Annotated in this window: 11 protein-coding genes; 5 read left to right on the top strand and 6 right to left on the bottom strand. The window is 60.3% G+C overall.

The window, feature by feature from the left end; translation table 11 throughout:
* Positions 1-69: 69 nt before the first annotated feature.
* Complete coding sequence (locus DXT77_RS12630) at positions 70-2,892, bottom strand: hypothetical protein (RefSeq protein WP_147406997.1); 2,823 nt, start codon at positions 2,890-2,892, stop codon at positions 70-72.
* A 471-nt stretch (positions 2,893-3,363) separates the two neighbouring features.
* Between DXT77_RS12630 and DXT77_RS12625 the strand changes: the two genes are divergently transcribed.
* Complete coding sequence (locus DXT77_RS12625) at positions 3,364-3,768, top strand: DUF6124 family protein (protein ID WP_119427834.1); 405 nt, start codon at positions 3,364-3,366, stop codon at positions 3,766-3,768.
* A gap of 46 nt (positions 3,769-3,814) precedes the next feature.
* On the opposite strand, the gene DXT77_RS12620 is transcribed toward DXT77_RS12625, so the two are convergent.
* Positions 3,815-4,174 (bottom strand): PilZ domain-containing protein, encoded by a 360-nt coding sequence (locus DXT77_RS12620; protein WP_119427833.1) that lies wholly within the window; start codon positions 4,172-4,174, stop codon positions 3,815-3,817.
* A 216-nt stretch (positions 4,175-4,390) separates the two neighbouring features.
* Entirely contained in the window at positions 4,391-4,774 is a 384-nt protein-coding gene (locus DXT77_RS12615; RefSeq protein ID WP_085709591.1) for a tol-pal system YbgF family protein, read from the bottom strand.
* A gap of 171 nt (positions 4,775-4,945) precedes the next feature.
* Here DXT77_RS12615 and pyk point away from each other — a divergent pair, with 171 nt between their 5' ends.
* A complete protein-coding gene (gene pyk / locus DXT77_RS12610; protein ID WP_085697206.1) occupies positions 4,946-6,397 on the top strand; it encodes a pyruvate kinase in 1,452 nt (483 codons plus the stop codon).
* A gap of 182 nt (positions 6,398-6,579) precedes the next feature.
* Here pyk and DXT77_RS12605 read toward each other — a convergent pair whose 3' ends face one another.
* Genes DXT77_RS12605 through DXT77_RS12595 form a run of 3 tightly spaced genes read right to left on the bottom strand, consistent with a single transcriptional unit; the run spans position 6,580 to position 9,393 of the window.
* Positions 6,580-7,329: an enoyl-CoA hydratase-related protein gene (locus tag DXT77_RS12605; RefSeq protein WP_119427832.1), complete on the bottom strand. Its 750-nt coding sequence runs from the start codon at positions 7,327-7,329 to the stop codon at positions 6,580-6,582.
* Between the two features lie 29 nt (positions 7,330-7,358).
* Entirely contained in the window at positions 7,359-8,294 is a 936-nt protein-coding gene (locus tag DXT77_RS12600; protein ID WP_119427831.1) for an iron-sulfur-binding ferredoxin reductase, read from the bottom strand.
* Positions 8,287-9,393 carry a diguanylate cyclase gene (locus tag DXT77_RS12595; RefSeq protein ID WP_119427830.1) on the bottom strand — a complete coding sequence of 369 codons (1,107 nt, stop codon included), beginning with the start codon at positions 9,391-9,393 and terminating at the stop codon, positions 8,287-8,289. Before DXT77_RS12595 ends, DXT77_RS12600 begins: the two co-directional genes overlap by 8 nt.
* A gap of 441 nt (positions 9,394-9,834) precedes the next feature.
* Here DXT77_RS12595 and DXT77_RS12590 point away from each other — a divergent pair, with 441 nt between their 5' ends.
* The 3 genes from DXT77_RS12590 to DXT77_RS12580 all read left to right on the top strand — a co-directional run bounded on the left by DXT77_RS12590 (position 9,835) and on the right by DXT77_RS12580 (position 18,710).
* Positions 9,835-11,358 (top strand): fumarate hydratase, encoded by a 1,524-nt coding sequence (locus DXT77_RS12590; protein WP_007960181.1) that lies wholly within the window; start codon positions 9,835-9,837, stop codon positions 11,356-11,358.
* A gap of 153 nt (positions 11,359-11,511) precedes the next feature.
* Positions 11,512-15,963, top strand: a complete 4,452-nt coding sequence (locus DXT77_RS12585) for a SpvB/TcaC N-terminal domain-containing protein (RefSeq protein WP_119427829.1) — start codon at positions 11,512-11,514, stop codon at positions 15,961-15,963.
* Positions 15,960-18,710: an RHS repeat-associated core domain-containing protein gene (locus DXT77_RS12580; protein ID WP_119427828.1), complete on the top strand. Its 2,751-nt coding sequence runs from the start codon at positions 15,960-15,962 to the stop codon at positions 18,708-18,710. Before DXT77_RS12585 ends, DXT77_RS12580 begins: the two co-directional genes overlap by 4 nt.
* Position 18,711 lies beyond the last annotated feature (1 nt).

The following is an 18,711-nucleotide window of genomic DNA, read 5'->3' as shown; positions in this document are numbered from 1 at the left end:
TGCATTTGGCGTGATCGAGCCAATGACGTCTACTGTCAGAAATGACAGTTGACGTCGCCATTGGTCGGATTAGCTCGAGCGTGGCTCGTCGGCCGGCAGGACTTCGAATCGTTTGCTGTCAGCCGCCATGGAACGTTTTCCGCCCACGATCTGCACGGCACGGGCCCATTGCGGACCGGCGGGCAGATTTCGTTCGGGCACACCGGCCCAACGTCCGCCGTTGGTCAAAAGGCCTTCGGCATGGTTCTCGTCGGGGTCGTACCAGGCAAACACATCAACCTTCGAATTCGCCAGGGCACTGCCTGCGAAGCCTGGTGTCGTTCCCTCCCAGTTGCCCTCCGGCGGCTCGCCAAACGTGGGAGGGTGCTCAAGCCGCTGCACGGCTCTGGGTTGCGACCAACCCGAGTGGAACTCACCGTTGCGCTGCTCGGTGATGAATGAAAGGTTGGCGCCAGACTCAGGCAGTTCGACAGGGCAAAACCACGTTCCGTCTTCCTGGACCCTGGCCTGTCCCAGTTCCGCGCCGCCCGGCAGGGCAACCACGACGGTATCTTCCGGGTATCCAAACCCGCAGATCACCGCAGTCTGTCCGACTGCCTCACCAGTACCCGGCGTTTCGATAAGCGCCTTGTCGGGAACGATCGTGAGAAGTATCTCTTGGGCAGGCGGCGACTCCTGATCCTTGAAGTACTGCCTGGCTGTCAGCACGCAGGGTCCCAATGGCAGGGTGAAATACTCTTTGAAATAACCATCGCCAGCATCTGGATAAATGCGATGGGCGACGTCATCGAGGTACACATCCACCTCCGTACGGTCGAACCCTTTTCCCGCTCTGGCGTAGCCTTCTACCGTGAAGGTCCGGGGGACCGATGTTCTGGTTATTGGAAAGTTGATCCTTGGCGCGAACAACACCACTTTGAAAGCGACCGAAGTGCTGCGTTGCGATTGCAGGTCACCCAGTTTTTGCACAGCGAAAACGGTATGGGTCAGGTAATCGAGTTCCGTGAGCTGCACCGACCAGGCATCGCCTGTTGCGAGCGCTTCACCCAACAGCTCGTGGGTCACGTAATCGAACACGCTGATCGTGAAACCGTCGATCCCGCCGGTGCCGTGCAATACCGGCAAATGATCCGTTTGCCCACCGGGTGGCGGAGTGATCACCAGCACGCTCACCGCTATCTCGAAGGTCGTCGTCACCGGGTTGGAGGTTTGCCCGCCGAACGTCTGCGTGACCGTGACCGTGTGCCTGCCGGGGCGGAACGCTGCGGGGCGCTGGAAATCCCACTCCCCGTTCTTGTCGGTATCCGTAACCGGATGGGGGGTTGGGCTGTCACTGAACGTGATCGTCACCACCGCTCCCGGCCAGCATTGGCCATTCACCTTTGCAAACAGGCCGTTCGGGGTCACTTTTTCGATAACGGCAAGAGGCGAGGAGATGACCACGGAAACAAGCGGCAGAACCCAGTTTGATTGCAGTGTTGTGAACCACTGAGTGGCCGTAACCTGATACTTTCCGGGAGCCCAGCGTTCGATTGCCGTGCTGGACCAGGTCGTATCTGCACGAACGTCGACGATTGGCACGATTGCAGAGCCGGCGTTGTTCAATCGGACCTCTACTCTGGAGGCCGGTTGACCGGACCAGTTCCTGCCCGTACCGGAGAAGGTGGGAATGCCTTCCTCCGGGCTGACACGGAAACTTAACGTCGGCGGAGGAACAGGCACAACAACCGTGGTGCTCTCCGGTGTCCAGTCCGAATAAATCGGCTGCCCCGCACCATCGGGCACGCTTTGCCGACCGCCAATCAGCGAAGTGCCCGGCAGCCAATCGGGAAAGAGCACCGACCAGGGTGTAGTTGACACGGTGAAGGAGCGGAAAGGCGTCATGTTGCCTACGACGTGAAGATCGAACGTCGCGCCAATATGTCCGACGCCCCCAAGGGTCACATTGCCCTGGGCATCGACCTGTGCCGTCAGTTTGGTCGGTTGCGGGGGTTTTAATTTGAAGGCGCGATAAACGCTTCGATCGGAAGGGGTACCGTTTAGCGTCTGCTGCGCGACTAAACGGACTTCCCCTGGCGGGATACTGTCAGGAAGGACAACCGGCACACTCCAGTCATCTCCGGTGACCGCCTCATCACCGACTTTAATCTGCGTCAAGTCGATGAACACCTGCATGGTGGATCCCGACACACCATTTTTTCCTGAAATTCTGAACTTCCGGTCTTGGACAGTTCCCGCTAACGGCAAAGTAATCTCGGGAGTCTTATTGGTTGGAGCTAGTACATAAGTGACTCGGTGGGGAACATGAGATCCACCCAGGCCGTCGTGAACAGCTTCAATAATGAATGATGTACCCGAGGTAGGTGCGACGATCTGCATTTCCCAATAGCCTCTCGCACCAGGAATGCGAGTGCCCAAAATGAGGCCAGCAGAAACATTTGTTACCGTAACAGTAGACCCCGTTATACCTTGGCCCGTTATGGTAAAGGGTTGCCCCTGAGGAAGAACTGTCCCGCCAGCGGGGAAACCAATGAACGATGGACAGTTCTTTTGCCAGGTAACAGCCCTCGAAACTCTTAGCATCGGACTACGGATCATGGCGGCAAATATTATGGTCGGATAAGTCAAGCTCGTAAGGTCGTCTTCTACTTGCCAATAACCGTTAACGTCTCTGGGCGGATACAAAGTTCGGTTTACTTCAACTACAACCTCCTCGGAAGGATTTTGCGGAACAGCCCGTCCTCGGACAATGACTTTGCTGCCCAGTAAGGCATTATTGGGCGGAAAATCAATTTGCAGTATCTGGGCCTTTTCGCCATCCAATTGTGCCGAGAATGAGTTATCCGTTCCCGGATCGATGGACTCACCAACACCACTTTCAGACTTATCCATCATCTACTCCTCAGTGGGCAATATTGCTAAACGCGAGACTTGAAACCATTGAATGCCGATAGCGTTCATTGCCACACCTGACAGATCTGACAGTCCCGACAAACGGTAACTCTTCCCACAGCCCGGTCCGGCAACGTCCTGCAACTCGTAACAACGGGCTACGACGCCTTGTGCCATTGCCTACAAATCCCTCAGAATCCGCCGGCTTGTGCGCCTTGGCGTTGCCCCGTAACTTGATCCGTGTCGCTGCCAATCAGCGGCCGGGTTTAGTCGCCCGGGGTCTTTAGTACGTTGCGCATAAGCGTCATCCAGTCGGGTATTCCCTATCCCCGCACTCGATGGTGGCTGTTCGCAGGGCGCCCTCGGGCGCGCCGGTTCGCGTACTCCCGGTCGACTAACCTGCTTACAGCCGCCACCCTTTTCTCGTTTAGTCGCGAGCCAATGGTGGCCCTAACGACGAGTACGAAATACATGAAGAAGCCAGTTCCAAATCCCCCTTCGGACACCGATCCAAAGGACCCGACCGATCAACCCGATCCGGTTTCCCCCTACGCTTCAATCGATTCAAAAAAACTCCACGACGCGGCGCACAAGGCCCTCGACTTCTACCTCAACCCCAAGGCAGAGAAACCGCGCAACTCCGTGGATCGCGGCATGCAGATGTTCAAGGTCGATCCCGAGATCAATTCCGAGGCGATCGCCATCCAGACCTATGAAACCTTTTCTTCGGTCAGCATTCTGCTGCTGGACCTGGCCGACAGCCTGGACGACAAGCCGCGACACCTGGCGATGGCGATCTATCAGTTGAGCGAGATGGGGTTGCTGCTGGCGGAAAAGACGCTGGATAACGAGCGGGCGATTGCGATAGGCGCGTAACGAAAAAGGGTCATGACCTGCGGCAGGTCATGACCCTTTTGTTTTGTCAGGCCGAAGCCGGTAACGGCTGAAAACTGAAGTACTGCTTCAACGCCTCGACCAGTTGCCCGTATTCCGGCGGCGTGCGGAACAGACTGAAGCCGGCGTCGTAATGTCGGGGCGTCGCGTCCTCATGGCACCACAGGCAGCAGGCGCTGAGGTCGATCACCTGCTGGCAGCCATCGCCCACAGGAATCTTCAGACGCAATTTGAATTCGGCCCCGATCATCATCGGCAACTGGCTGATGAGCATCAGCCCGTCTTCGGAGACGTTGCCCAGAAACCCGATGGGTTTGTCGGTGACGCTGTTGAACACTCGCAGAAAATACGGCAACTGGTGCCGTTCGATTCGACGGTCGGTAAACATGAGCGTATCGCCATGCAGGGCCCGGCAAACGGGCCGCACTGTGCTTCGGAACGAACCTGCCCGACAGGCCCGCTCTCCCCGCTCCCGGTGTGGCGCTCGCCACGTACTGCTCATGCCAGTCGCAGGTGTTGCGCCGGTACAGAATGCATCTGCACCGGTGTCATTCGACTATAGCTCACCTTGTACAGCCGGCCAGCTTTTGTATGACAACCGCCATCAGAAACGGGCGGGTGGCACCACGGCGGCGCTGCGGGTCGGGTAGTGGCCCAGGCTCTGCAGGGTTTCCAGACGCGCACGGGCGCGGTAGGCGTATTCGCTGTTGGGATACGAGGCAATGATGAACTGGTAGGTCTGCGCCGCGTCGACAAACATTTTTTGCCGTTCCAGGCACTGGCCGCGCATCATCGACACTTCCGGCCACACGTAAGGGCGGGCGCGGCTGGCGCGTTCGACCTTGGACAGTTCGAGCATCACCTGCTCGCAATTGCCCCGGTCATAGGCGCTGTAGGCGTTGTTCAGATGATGGTTCATCGACCAACGGGTGCAGCCCGAAGCAGCGAGGACGCTGAGGGCAAGGGCGGCAATGGGCAACAATCGCATGGGGGTTCTCCTGTCTTGTGCTCTGTATCGACCCCTTGTGAGAAATCTTCAGAGCCGTTTGCGCCGATTGTCGCGTTCAAAAAAGAAAATCGTAAGTAGTGCAAACGAACAATGACTACACCCTTCGAGCATAGTAGCCTTCGCTGGCGCTTGAACCTGAGGAGTCTTTGCATGTCCGTCCGTCGTACCAAAATCGTCGCTACCCTTGGCCCGGCCAGTAACTCGCCGGAAGTTCTCGAACAGCTGATTCTGGCTGGCCTGGACGTCGCCCGTCTGAACTTCTCCCACGGCACCCCCGACGAGCACAAGGCTCGCGCGAAGCTGGTGCGTGACCTGGCTGCCAAGCATGGCCGCTTCGTCGCCCTGCTGGGTGACCTGCAAGGCCCGAAAATCCGTATCGCCAAATTCGCCAACAAGCGCATCGAGCTGAAGATCGGTGACAAGTTCACCTTTTCCACCAGCCATCCGCTGACCGAAGGCAACCAGCAAGTGGTCGGCATCGACTACCCGGACCTGGTCAAGGACTGCGGTGTGGGCGACGAGCTGCTGCTCGACGACGGCCGCGTGGTGATGCGCGTTGAAACCGCCACCGCCACCGAACTGAACTGCGTGGTGACCATCGGCGGTCCGCTGTCCGACCACAAAGGCATCAACCGTCGCGGTGGCGGCCTGACCGCACCGGCCCTGACCGAGAAAGACAAGGCCGACATCAAGCTCGCCGCTGAAATGGAAGTCGACTACCTCGCGGTGTCCTTCCCGCGTGACGCTGCCGACATGAACTACGCCCGTCAACTGCGCGACGAAGCCGGCGGCACTGCCTGGCTGGTAGCGAAGATCGAACGCGCCGAAGCCGTGGCCGACGACGAAACCCTCGACGGCCTGATCAAGGCCTCCGACGCGGTGATGGTTGCCCGTGGCGACCTGGGCGTGGAAATCGGCGACGCCGAGCTTGTGGGCATCCAGAAGAAAATCATTCTGCACGCACGCCGCCACAACAAGGCGGTGATCGTGGCGACCCAGATGATGGAGTCGATGATCCAGAACCCGATGCCAACCCGTGCCGAAGTGTCCGACGTGGCCAACGCCGTGCTCGACTACACCGACGCCGTGATGCTGTCGGCCGAATCCGCTGCCGGCGCGTATCCGCTGGAAGCCGTGCAGGCGATGGCACGCATCTGCGTCGGCGCTGAAAAGCACCCGACCAGCAAGACCTCCAGCCACCGCATCGGCAAGGAATTCGAGCGCTGCGACGAGAGCATTGCGCTGGCGACCATGTACACCGCCAACCACTTCCCGGGCGTCAAGGCGATCATCGCGCTGACCGAAAGCGGCTACACCCCGCTGATCATGTCGCGTATCCGTTCTTCGGTGCCGATCTACTGCTTCACCCCGCACCGCGAAGCCCAGGCCCGCGCGGCGATGTTCCGTGGCGTGTACACCGTGCCGTTCGACCCGGCTTCGCTGGCCCCGAACGAAGTCAGCCAGAAAGCCATCGACGAGCTGGTCAAGCGCGGCGTGGTGGAGAAAGGCGACTGGGTCATCCTGACCAAGGGCGACAGCTACCACACCACCGGCGGCACCAACGGCATGAAGATCCTGCACGTCGGCGACCCACAGGTCTGAGTGACCGGTTGCTGAAAACGAAAAGCCCTGCCATGTGAGTGGTGGGGCTTTTTGCTTTCTGATCCTGAAGAAGTGTTGTCTCAGTCAACCCTATCGCCAGCAGGCTGGCTCCCACAGGAGTGCGCAATCCCAATGTGGGAGCCAGCCTGCTGGCGATGGCGCCGTTTCAGGCAATGAACATCTCAATGCCGTTTGATGAACCCGGTCAACGCCGCCAGCGCCTCCGGCGATCTGAGCCGCTGAGTAAACAGCACCCCCTCCTCCTCGATCACCTTGCGGATCAACTCGCGATCCGGCGCCCGCATCAGTTGCTTGCTGATCCGCACTGCTTCAGCCGGCAACTCATCAAACCGCAGCGCCATCTCCCGTGCCTTGACCAGCGCGGCTTCGCCACTGCCCAGCGCCTCGGTGGCGATCCCCCATTGCGCCGCTTGTTCACCGGTGAAGCCTTCACCGAGCAGCAACAATTCCGACGCTTTGGCCTGCCCAAGCAAACGCGGCAGGATCAGGCTGGAACCGAACTCCGGGCACAACCCGAGATTGACGAATGGCATCCGCAAACGCGCATCCCGCGCCACATAAACCAGATCGCAATGCAGCAACAGCGTCGTGCCGATCCCCACCGCCGCCCCGGCCACGGCGGCGATCACCGGTTTGCGGCATTCAAGCAGTTCGAGCATGAAGTGAAACACCGGGCTGTCGAGGTCACTCGGCGGTTGCTGGATGAAGTCGGCGATGTCGTTGCCAGCGGTGAAGCACTCGGCGCTGCCGGTGATCAGCACGGCGTTGATTTCCGGATCGCTGCCGGCCTGTTTCAGCGCTTCGGCCAACTGGCTGTACATGGCGCGGGTCAGGGCGTTTTTCTTGTCCGGGCGGTTGAGGCGCAGGGTCAGCAAACCGCGTTCACGGTGCAGCAGGATGGCTTCGGGCATGGCAGGTCTCGCGTCTGAGAATTCAGCGCTCAACCACGGCTCAGGAAGACATCGGCCAGCAGTTGATTGCGCGGCAGTCCGGCCAGGAACAGACGCTTGGCAAACGCGTCGATGCTGGCAGTCGAACCGCAGACTAAAGCCAGGGTTTGCCGGGAGACAAGGCGCAGTTGCGCCAAAGCGCCCGGCAACTCGGCCGCCGTCCACAGTTCGACGCTGAGGTTTTCCCGCTGCGCGGCCAGTGCTTCAAGGGGTTTGGCCAGGTAATGCCCGTCGGCATCATGGGCCAGGTGAATGACGCGAATGGCGCCCCGATGATCGTGACGCAGCGCCTCTCGCAACACGCCGAACAACGGGCCGAGGCCGGTGCCGGCGGCGAGCAGCCACAGCGGCCGGTCGTGCCAGTCCGGGTCGTAATGCAGCGCGCCGCCGCGCAGCTCACCGAGGCGGATCGGGTCGCCGATCTGCAACCGGCGCGCAGCATCGCTGAATTCGCCGGGCTCGCGGCAATCGAGGTGAAACTCGAGAAAACGATCTTCTTCGGGAAGGCTGGCCAGCGAATACGGCCGCGCAATGTGGCCGAGCCACAACACCAGATGCTGGCCGGCGCTGTAGCGCAGCGGCCGCTGGGGTGTCAGGCGCAGACGCAACACGCTGTCGCCGAGCCAGTCCAGCGCTTCGACCGTGGCCGGACGACCGTCAGTGACCGGATCGAAGGTGTGCACCTGCAAATCTTCGATGACCTGACACTGGCAGGCCAGCCGCCAGCCCTGGTCACGCTGCCCGGCGCTCAGGGCATCCGGGCGACTGTCAGCAGGCAAGCCCTGCACGCATTGCACCAGACACGCATGGCAACTGCCGGCGCGGCAGCTGTAAGGTACCGCCACGCCGTTCTGATTGAGAGCGTCGAGCAGGTTGCTGCCCGCCGCCACCGACCACTGTCGCTCACCGACTCGCAGTTCAGGCATCGGCGTTCTCCCACGCGGCGGCGCAACGGTTGCGCCCGTCGCGCTTGGCCCGGTACAGCGCCTGATCGGCACGCTGCAAGGCGTCGTCCAGATCATCGCCCAGTTCCAGCAGGGTCATGCCGGCGGACAGGCTCAGGTTTTTCACATTCAGGCCCACCAGTTCGACGTCGGTAAAGGCGATGCGCAGGCGTTCGCAGCAGGCGGTCAGCCGTTCCGCGTTGCAATCGGGCAGCAGCACCACGAATTCCTCACCACCATAACGCGCCAGCACGTCGCCGTCGCGCAGACAGGCTCCGGCCACGCCAGCGAACGCCTGCAACACCTGATCGCCGGCGGCATGGCCGTGCAGGTCGTTGATACGTTTGAAGTGGTCGAGGTCGATCAGCGCCAGACCATGCACGACGTCCGCCTCCATCGCATTCAACTCGCGGGTGGCCAGGCGCAGGAAATGCCGGCGGTTGAACAGCCCGGTCAGTTCGTCGGTGGCCACCAGATCTTCGAGCTGGCGCATCATCCCGCGCAGGGTGTCCTGATGCGCCTGCAAGGCAAACCGGCGCTGGCGCATGCGTTGCCGCGAGGTCTGGACGAAGCGGGCGTAGATCACCAGCCACGCCAGCACGATCAACAGAATGCAGGCCTGCAACGCGGACAGTGCCGGATCGTGCAGCCGGAAGTGGTAACCGTCCCACAGCGTGATGGCGCAGAAACTGAAGAACACCAGCATCGCGCAGCGCACGAAGGCTCGCCGCGACAAATGGAACAGGCCGAACAGCAGGATCAGCACATAGAAGACCAGGAACTCGCCCCGGGCTTCTTGCAGATGCGCGATCAGCCACGTCTGCCAGCCGAGGCCGAGCAGCACTTGCGCCTCGGTCAGGCTCGGATCGGAGAAGCGCAGGTTGGCGCCCGAGAAAAACACCGCGAACAGGGTCGCCTGGCTGATGACCACCAGGGCGCTGCCGACGGCGACGCCTGCCAGCGAATCTTCGTAGTGTCCGGTGAAATACGCCAGCCACAGCAGCAGCAAGGCCAATCCGTAGGTGGCTGCAGCGAGGGCGAAGCGTTTGAGCAAAAGACGTTGAATGGCGTTATGGGTCAATCGTTGACTCACCGTGCGATAAGAGGCTGACCGAGTGTCCTACTCTACAGACCGGCTGCCACTTTAGTGGCCCGGTCGATAAATGACCATTGATTTTCGGGCCGGATATTTGGCGTCAAAAAAGCCCTTGGGCCCGCCCCTCCCGGGTTCCCGGAGCGCCCGCCAAAAGCACCGGCCACGCGTGATTTTTTGTCGGCCTTCACGGCCCCGAAACAGCGCGCCGGACGCGCATCCGGAAAATCACGACAACCGGCTCCCGCCATGCGACCAACGAATGACTACCGGCGCGTGTCACCACCGGGGAGGCGCGGTATACTGCCGCGCCTTTTTAGCGTCGCGCCAGCAGCCCCGGCGTGCCTTGAAAGGTGTCTGCGACCGACCGATGCACCCAAGCCGCAGGCACCTTATTGAATGTTCCCGTCTTTTAGAGGAGCGCGACTCATGACCGTGATCAAGCAAGACGACCTGATTCAGAGCGTTGCCGACGCCCTGCAGTTCATTTCCTACTACCACCCCGTGGACTTCATCCAGGCGATGCACGAAGCCTACCTGCGCGAAGAATCGCCAGCGGCCCGTGACTCGATGGCGCAGATCCTGATCAACTCGCGCATGTGCGCCACCGGCCACCGGCCGATCTGCCAGGACACCGGCATCGTGACCGTGTTCGTGCGTGTGGGCATGGACGTGCGTTGGGATGGCGCGACCATGAGCCTGGACGACATGATCAACGAAGGCGTGCGCCGCGCCTACAACCTGCCGGAAAACGTCCTGCGTGCCTCGATCCTCGCCGACCCGGCGGGCGCTCGTAAAAACACCAAGGACAACACCCCGGCGGTCATCCACTACTCCATCGTCCCGGGCAACACCGTGGAAGTGGACGTGGCGGCCAAGGGCGGCGGTTCCGAGAACAAGTCGAAAATGGCCATGCTCAACCCGTCCGACTCGATCGTCGACTGGGTCCTGAAGACCGTTCCGACCATGGGCGCCGGCTGGTGCCCGCCGGGCATGCTGGGCATCGGCATCGGCGGTACCGCCGAGAAAGCCGCGGTGATGGCCAAGGAAGTGTTGATGGAGTCCATCGACATTCACGAGCTGAAAGCCCGTGGCCCGCAGAACCGCATCGAAGAAATGCGTCTGGAGCTGTTCGAGAAGGTCAACCAGCTGGGCATCGGCGCCCAGGGCCTCGGTGGCCTGACCACCGTGCTCGACGTGAAGATCATGGATTACCCGACTCACGCAGCCTCGCTGCCGGTGTGCATGATCCCGAACTGCGCCGCCACCCGTCACGCGCACTTCGTGCTCGACGGTTCCGGCCCGGCCTCGCTGGAAGCGCCACCGCTGGACGCCTACCCGGAAATCGTCTGGGAAGCCGGTCCGTCGGCCCGTCGCGTCAACCTCGACACCCTGACCCCGGAAGACGTGCAGAGCTGGAAGCCGGGCGAAACCGTCCTGCTCAACGGCAAGATGCTCACCGGTCGCGACGCCGCGCACAAGCGCATGGTCGAGATGCTGAACAAGGGCGAAACCCTGCCGGTAGACCTGAAAGGTCGCTTCATCTACTACGTCGGCCCGGTTGATCCGGTCGGTGACGAAGTGGTTGGCCCGGCTGGCCCGACCACCGCCACGCGGATGGACAAGTTCACCCGTCAGATCCTTGAGCAGACCGGTCTGCTGGGCATGATCGGCAAGTCCGAGCGCGGCCCGACCGCCATCGACGCGATCAAGGACAACAAGGCCGTGTACCTGATGGCCGTGGGCGGCGCCGCTTACCTGGTGGCGCAAGCGATCAAGAAGTCCAAGGTCCTGGCGTTCGCCGAGCTGGGCATGGAAGCGATCTACGAGTTCGAGGTCAAGGACATGCCGGTCACCGTCGCGGTGGACAGCAAAGGTGAATCGGTGCACATCACCGGCCCTGCGATCTGGCAACAGAAGATCAGCGAAAGCCTGGCGGTGGAAGTGCAGTAAGCGCTTCATCTGCTAGTGAAAAACCGGGCGGTCAGCGATGACCGCCCGGTTTTTTTTTCGCCTGCCGTCAGTCGGCACCTGTCAGATCTGACAGGTGTCTGGCGCATGCCGCTCTGCTAGCGTGATACCTCGACATCTTCAGGTTGCGACGCCATGACCCCGGATGCAGATGCGCTCGTCACTGCTCCCACCATTGCCAAGACTGCGTCCATTGCAACGAACGGACGCAGTTGGGGGGAGATCGGTGCGACCGGGCAGCGCTCTTACACCCTGCCCCTCCCGATCCTGAATGCGCGCACACTCAATCCCGAGTTGCCGTTGGTCTACGACGGCAACGCGGGCAACGACAAATGCGGACTCGGCTGGGATCTGCCGCTGCCCGCCATCTCGCGCAAAACCAGCAAAGGCGTGCCGAAATACGAGGCCGCCGATGTCATGCAGGCCGACGGCACCGACCTGCGTCCCGAGCTGACGGTCCGTGGCAGGATCAAGGCAACCCGGCGCACTCGAGGCAAAGGCCGGCGGGCCAGAAAATTTTCCGTGGTGCTCTACATCCCTCGCCTGGAAAGCACGTTCGACCGTTACGAGCTCTGGACACCCGATACCGGCAATCCCTTTTGGGTGGTGTCCCGTGCCGACGGCTCGCAACATTGCTACGGCAACTCACCGGAATCATGCATTTACGACCCCGAAGATCCAACCCGCATTGCCGTATGGCTACTGGTGGAAATCAGGAACGCCGTCGGGGAAAACATCTTTTTCGAATACAAATCCGACGACACTGACGCTGATCCACGCTTTGACTATCGGGCCCAGCGCTACCTGCGCCAGATCTGCTACTGCAACAAGTCCGCCAGCACGGATCTGCTGTGTCTCGAACACCCGAAACCGCAGGATCTGGAGTGGTTGTTCAGATTGATCGTCTGCTACGGCGAACGTGCCACCCGGCTGGATGAGCTACCGACATTTGAACCTGTTCGCGCGTGGCCATTGCGCAGCGACCCTTTTCGCATGCATCGCTACGGGTTCGAGGTGGGCACCCGGCGCCTGTGCCGGCAGTTTCTGTTGTTCAACCACATCGGCCCCACTCCGGTGCTGGTCAATCGACTGCTGCTGGAGCACGAACCCACACAGCATCGGTACAACCACCTGAAAGCCGCGCACTACATGAGTTATGACGTGACAGGTCGCGTCAAGCACATGCCGCCCCTCGAATATTTTTATGAAGCGCTGATACTCGACACCACCCCCCAACCCTTCCTGCAACTCGACCACATGCCCGGCCTCAATGACGGCCAGCCCTACCATTGCGTCGATCTTTACGGCGAAGGCCTGCCCGGTTTTCTCTGCCAGTACGACGGCGCCTGGTATTACCGCGAGCCCTTGCGCGGAGCGCCCGGTACGGACGAAATCGTCTACGGCCCCTGGAGACTGCTCCCGCTGATTCCGAACGCCGACAGCAGCAAACCGGTGGTGCAGATCCTCACCGACCTCACCGGCGACGGGCGTCTGGACTGGATCGTCGCGCAACCCGGTGGCAGCGGGTATTACACGCTCAACCCGGACGGCACCTGGTCGTTGCTCAAGCCGTTCAGCCAGTTTCCCGTGGAGTATTTCCATCAACTGGCACAACTGGGCGACCTGAGCGGTGATGGCCTGGATTCCATGGCCCTGATCGGCCCGAACAGCGTTCGGGTGTACGCCAATGTGCGGGAAAAAGGATTCGCACCCGGCAAGGATGTGCCCCATGCCCCGGACAGATTGCCGCTGTTCGGCAATGCCCGCAGCGAACTGGTGTCATTCAGTGGCATGGGCGCCAGCGGCATGGAGCTGTGCCGGATCCGCCACGATGAAATCCGCTGCTGGGCCAGCCTCGGACATGGTCGGTTTGGAGTGGGTTTCAAGCTGAGCGACTTGCCGTTCGACAATCGCGAATTCGATGCCGACCGGGTGCGTATCGCCGATCTGGACGGCTCCGGTGCCCCGGCCTTCATTTACCTGTCTTCGGACTACTTTGAAATCTGGTTCAACCAGGGTGGCAATGGTTTGGCCTCGACACCCGTACGTGTGCCATGGCCCACCGGCATTCGCTACGACAACCTATGCCAGGTGACCTTCGCCGACCTGCGCGGCATCGGTTGCGCCAGCCTGCTGTTCACCAAGTCACACATGAAACCGCAGCATTGGGTGTATCACTTCGTCAGTGAACGGCCCTATCTGCTCACCGGCTGCAACAACAACATGGGCTACGGTGCCACGCTGAAATATCGCAGCAGTGCGCAATTCTGGCTGGATGAGAAACGTCTGGAACTGATGGCGCGCCGACGTCCGGTCTGCCTTCTGCCCTTTCCCCAGATGGTGCTTCACTGGTTGCGCCAGGACGATGAAATCACCGGCAATTACCTGATGCAGTTCCACGAATATTTCGAGGGCTACTACGACGGTTACGAACGTGAGTTTCGCGGTTTCGGCAAGGTCTGCCAGACCGACAGTGAACTGGAGCCGGGCGAGGCTGAAAGTGGCCACACGGCACCGATGCGCGTGACGCACTGGTTTCATACCGGCAGAAACATCGACCTTGTCTTGAAAGGCATCCGCGAACCCGACCACGAGATCGCGCCGCCGGGGCCCACGGTTATTTCAACGTTCGATGTCAAAGGCAGAAAGGAGCGTGTTCGGACGCGGCGCAAAGCCGACGACCATCGCGAAATTGCCTACGCCCTGGCCGGTCGCCCACTGCGCAGCGAGGTGTGTCAGGCGGACGACCCCGCCCCGGCGCGCCTGTTCTCCCTGAGAGAATTTCGCTATCGGGTACGGGTGGTCAAAGACAACCCGTCCAGTTTGCTGGTGCTCGAACTGGAAACCCGCAGCCATCAATACGAACGGTTCATGGACGACCCGAACTGCCAGCATGCAGTCAATCTGGCATTCGACGAGTACGGCCTCCTGACTCACGGATTGACGGTCGCCTGTGCTCGCCATCGCTCCGAGACGGACAAACCGCCCTTCGATCGAGAAGACCAGCTTCGAGCCTGGGTGGACAGTCACGATGAGCAGCAACGGTACTTTTATTTGACGGAAACACTCGCCGCCTTCATTCACCTCACTACTGACGGCCACTGGCTGCTCGGCTTGCCCTGGCGCCAGCGCAGCAACGCAATGAAGCTGCCCAAGGGCGCGCTGCCGAGCGGGCTGCGAGCGGCGGACATCAGTTTTGAAAATTTCGACCGGTATAAAGACAGTGCCGAATGGACAGCCGCGCGGGAGCTGACCTCGCTCTCGCAACACACGTATCTGGAGTCCGCCGGCAAGATGCTCTACCCGCCGTTGACCGGGCCGACCGAGCAGGCCGTGTTCGACAAAAACGCCCTGGAGGCCTACGACGACGTCCCGATAGTCATCCGGGACGAGCTGACAAAGATCGGCTACACGCCAATGAAGCTGTTCTTCCCGGAAGATCCTGCACAGGATCTGCTGCAAAACCTCTGGTCGGCGCAAAGCGGCTTTTTCACCTACGCCGACGCCAGCGGCTTTTACCACGTCACCGAGGTGCAACAGACCGCCAGCCATGGCGTGACGCACATCACCTGGGACGCAGACCATCTGCTGACCATTGCCATCACCCTGCCGGACGGCTGCGTGACATCGATGACATATGACATGCACACCCTGCAGCCGCTCAAAGTCACCGATCCCAACGAGAACATTCAGGAAGTTCTCCATGACGCAGGCGGTCAGCCCATGGTGCTCAGTTTTCATGGCACCGAAGAGGGATTGCCGGCTGGTTTCGCCCCCCTGTCCGCTTATCCGGCGCAGCCCGATCTTAGCGTCGAATACGCTCTGGCCAATCCGAAAACCGTACTGGCTTCCGCCGCCAGCGCAGTGCGCACCGAGCTGTTCAGTTGGATGCCTTCCCTACCGCTCAAGACATTGCCGCTTAAAAGAAAGGAATGGATCGCCAAAGGCTTGATCCTGCCCGATGGTCACATCCGCGCTTCGGCATTGCGCTGGCTGAACCAGCGCAAAAAACGCACCGCCAGCGAACAGACCCTGCTCAAGATCATCCACACCGCCCTCAGGCAACCGGTGCACAGCCTCAACCTGGTTGCCGACCGCTATCACACTGACCCGTTGCAACAGATTCAGATGACGATCAGCTACGTCGACGGCTTTGGCCGCGAGTTGCAAAACAAACAGCTCGTCCCGCAAGGCAAGGCGTTCCAGGCCACATTTGAAGACAAGCTTGTCATTGACGCAAATGGCGATCCTGTCGAGGCACAAGCAGATCCGCGCTGGCGGGTTCAGAGGCGTGTGGAATACAACCACAAGGGCGAAACCATCCGGGTCTACCGCGCTTACTTCCTCAACACCCATCGCTGCATCAATGACAGCGCCATGCGTGAACATGGCTACCACGACCGGATGTTCTACGACGCCCTGGGCCGACCGATCAAAACCATCAATGCCCTCGGCCATCTGGCCTTCGACGTTCTGCATCCGTGGTTCAAGCTCAGCTACGACTACAACGACACGGACGACTCGCCACTGGCCAGGCCCGCGAAAAGACCGGCGCCTGCAAGACCCGCAAAACGGATCAAATCATGAACGCCAGCGTGCACCATCTCACACCGATTCTGTCGGTAATCGGCCCGCGCGGCGAAGCCGTCAGACAAGTCGAGTACCTGCGCACGGTGGCCGGGGAAGCCGTGCGAGCACTCATCCGTCGACTGCAATATGACGTTGCCGGTCATCCTGTTGCACAGCGGGATCCGCGTCTGCCCACGCCCAATACAACAACGGTGTTCCGGTTGGACGGCCTGGCGCTCAAAACTCACAACGTTGACAGTGGCGAAAACACGGTGCTGCCTGGACCCGGCGGCGAGTTTTTGCAGAATTGGGATGCAAACGGCAATCACCGGGAGATGACCTACGATGACCAGTTGCGCTTGTTGGCCGTTGAAGAAAACGGGACACCGGATATCGAAACCTTCACCTACGCTGATCGCTCGGGCGATCCCGCGCACAACCTGCGAGGGCAACTGATCCGGCAGGAAGATCCGTCAGGCTCTGTGGAGGCTCGCAGCTTCGCACTGTCTGGCCAGGTGCTGCGGGAAATCCGTACCTTCCACGATGCTAAAGCGTTTATCAGCAGTCGCCGTTACAGCCCGCTGGGCGCAGTGTTGACGCAGACCGATGCCGGCGGTCACCAGCAAGAGTTCACACACGACGTGGCCGGCCAACTCACCCGGGTGCAACTGCAGCTCAACGGACAGTCCGGTTGGCGGCCCGTACTGAAGGCGGCGCAGTACAACGCCGCCGGACAGATCCTCGAACAACAGGCCGGCAATGATGTCATCAGCCGTTGGCAATACCGCGCTGCCGACGGGCGTCTGCACCGCCACATCGTGCAAAAGGCATCGGAGCCGCCGCTACAGAATTTCGAATATGAATACGACCGGGTGGGCAACATCACCCGTATTCTCGATCATGCCTACACGCCAACCTACTTCCGCAACCAGCAAGTCGATGGGCACCAGTCGTTCGACTACGACACGCTGTACCAACTGATCCGCGCCACCGGCTACGCCGACGCCCCACCCTCGGACAACCTCGGCAGGCCGCAGCCAAGCGATCCCGCCAACCGGCGCAATTACATCGAGCATTACAAATACGACGACGGCGGCAACCTCGTCGAAACCGTCCACATTCGCGACGGTGCCAGCCACACCACCGAGATGTCGATCGATCCGTCGAGCAATCGCGGTGTGCGCTGGAAACGCGGTGATCCACTTCCGGACTTCACAAAGCTGTTCGACTCCGCCGGCAATCTGCAAGCCCTGCAACCCGGCGTGCCGATGCAATGGAACAACCGCGGCGAGCTGGACAGGGTGATCATCGTCGACCGCAACGGCAGCAGCGCCAACGATGAAGAGTATTACCACTACAGTCAGGACGAGCGGGTCTACAAACGTCACGATACTCACACGACAAAAGTCAGCCATTTCCATGAGGTGCGCTATTTGCCGGGGCTGGAAATTCGCACCCGAGAAAACGGCGAAGAGTTACACCTGATCCCTCTGTCGCTGCCCAGTGGCAGCGTGGTCTGCCTGCACTGGAAGGCCGGCAAACCCTCGGGCATCGAGGCCGATCAGCTGCGCTACACCTACAGCGATCATCTGGGGTCGGTTTCGCTGGAACTGGATCAGCAGGCGCGAATGGTCAGCGACGAAGGTTATCTGCCGTTCGGTGGCACGGCATGGATGGCGGCGCGAACGCTGATTGAAGTGAATTACCGCTTCATCCGGTACTCGGGCAAGGAAATGGATGTCACCCGCCTGTATTACTACGGCGTCCGTTACTACGCCGACTGGCTGGGGCGGTGGATCAGTGCCGATCCGGCGGGCGATGTGGATGGGCTGAATCGGTATGCGTTTGTCGGGAATAGCCCTTTGCGTTATTTCGATAGCGGCGGGACTGAAAAAACGCCATCCGAGCAAAGGCAATTGGTCGTTCAGCAAATCAAATTTCTCTCCACTGCTCAGCAGAATCTGAACGATGTAAAAAAACAGTTTGGCAATCTGACTTCACCGTCGACGTTCCGGCTCCAGATATTGAAAAACTTTGTGTTTCTTGCTGGCAGGGCCGCCGCCGGTTTCTTAAGCGGTTACCACACCACCGGACATACCTTCCAGGAAAGCAGCCTGCCCGGAGAACTACAAGGGCTGACACTGGGAAACTTTGCGGCTGATTCTGCCGCAGAGGGGTACACGCTTATAACAGCCCCGCTCAAGTTGAATACACCGATCCTGCCAAGACATTCGGATCTGGAGCCTGGATCGATCATGAAACAAAGTGCCGGAATTTCCGCCGGACCTCTGGACGATTTCATAACCAATCCTCAAACGTGGCAGGAGCGGTCGGAGAATATCAGGACGTTTTTCCGCTTCGGTCGTAACACTGTGGGTGGCGCGATATGGCCCGGGGTCTCGGAGCTTTCCGAACTCATGCACGTTGCCAAGGATGCGACAAAGGCTGAACAGTTGTTGACCGAATACGAATTGAAAACCTATGAATCGTTACTCGACAGTCTCGAAGAGACAATCGGTAGCGTTGCAGACGCGGCCGAAGCCGGATTCGACGCCATGGGTGTCGAGCAGTTTTATGCCAGAACGTGGGACCTGCTTATCGATATCGGCCTGGGCAAGGCAGGGACGGCCGACTCTCGAATGGTCAGTCGCTCGGACATAAAAAAAATAAGGGGACAGGCATTGCAAAGCCTTGGCGAGACCCGAGCCACTATCACCCGATATCGCCAATATGCTCAGCAAAGAACGGCTTCGAAGGCGGCTTGAG

Source organism: Pseudomonas sp. 91RF, assembly GCF_003576265.1.
In the GTDB taxonomy this organism is placed as follows: domain Bacteria; phylum Pseudomonadota; class Gammaproteobacteria; order Pseudomonadales; family Pseudomonadaceae; genus Aquipseudomonas; species Aquipseudomonas kribbensis.
Note: the sequence above shows the minus strand (reverse complement) of the source record. Positions and strands in the feature narration are given on the sequence as shown.

Coding starts and splice junctions, on each gene's coding strand:
- DXT77_RS12625 (WP_119427834.1), top strand. CDS start 3,364: ATGAAGAAGCCAGTTCCAAATCCCCCTTCGGACACCGATCCAAAGGAC.
- DXT77_RS12600 (WP_119427831.1), bottom strand. CDS start 8,294: ATGCCTGAACTGCGAGTCGGTGAGCGACAGTGGTCGGTGGCGGCGGGC.
- DXT77_RS12620 (WP_119427833.1), bottom strand. CDS start 4,174: ATGTTTACCGACCGTCGAATCGAACGGCACCAGTTGCCGTATTTTCTG.
- DXT77_RS12630 (WP_147406997.1), bottom strand. CDS start 2,892: ATGGATAAGTCTGAAAGTGGTGTTGGTGAGTCCATCGATCCGGGAACG.
- DXT77_RS12605 (WP_119427832.1), bottom strand. CDS start 7,329: ATGCCCGAAGCCATCCTGCTGCACCGTGAACGCGGTTTGCTGACCCTG.
- DXT77_RS12590 (WP_007960181.1), top strand. CDS start 9,835: ATGACCGTGATCAAGCAAGACGACCTGATTCAGAGCGTTGCCGACGCC.
- DXT77_RS12615 (WP_085709591.1), bottom strand. CDS start 4,774: ATGCGATTGTTGCCCATTGCCGCCCTTGCCCTCAGCGTCCTCGCTGCT.
- pyk (WP_085697206.1), top strand. CDS start 4,946: ATGTCCGTCCGTCGTACCAAAATCGTCGCTACCCTTGGCCCGGCCAGT.
- DXT77_RS12585 (WP_119427829.1), top strand. CDS start 11,512: ATGACCCCGGATGCAGATGCGCTCGTCACTGCTCCCACCATTGCCAAG.
- DXT77_RS12580 (WP_119427828.1), top strand. CDS start 15,960: ATGAACGCCAGCGTGCACCATCTCACACCGATTCTGTCGGTAATCGGC.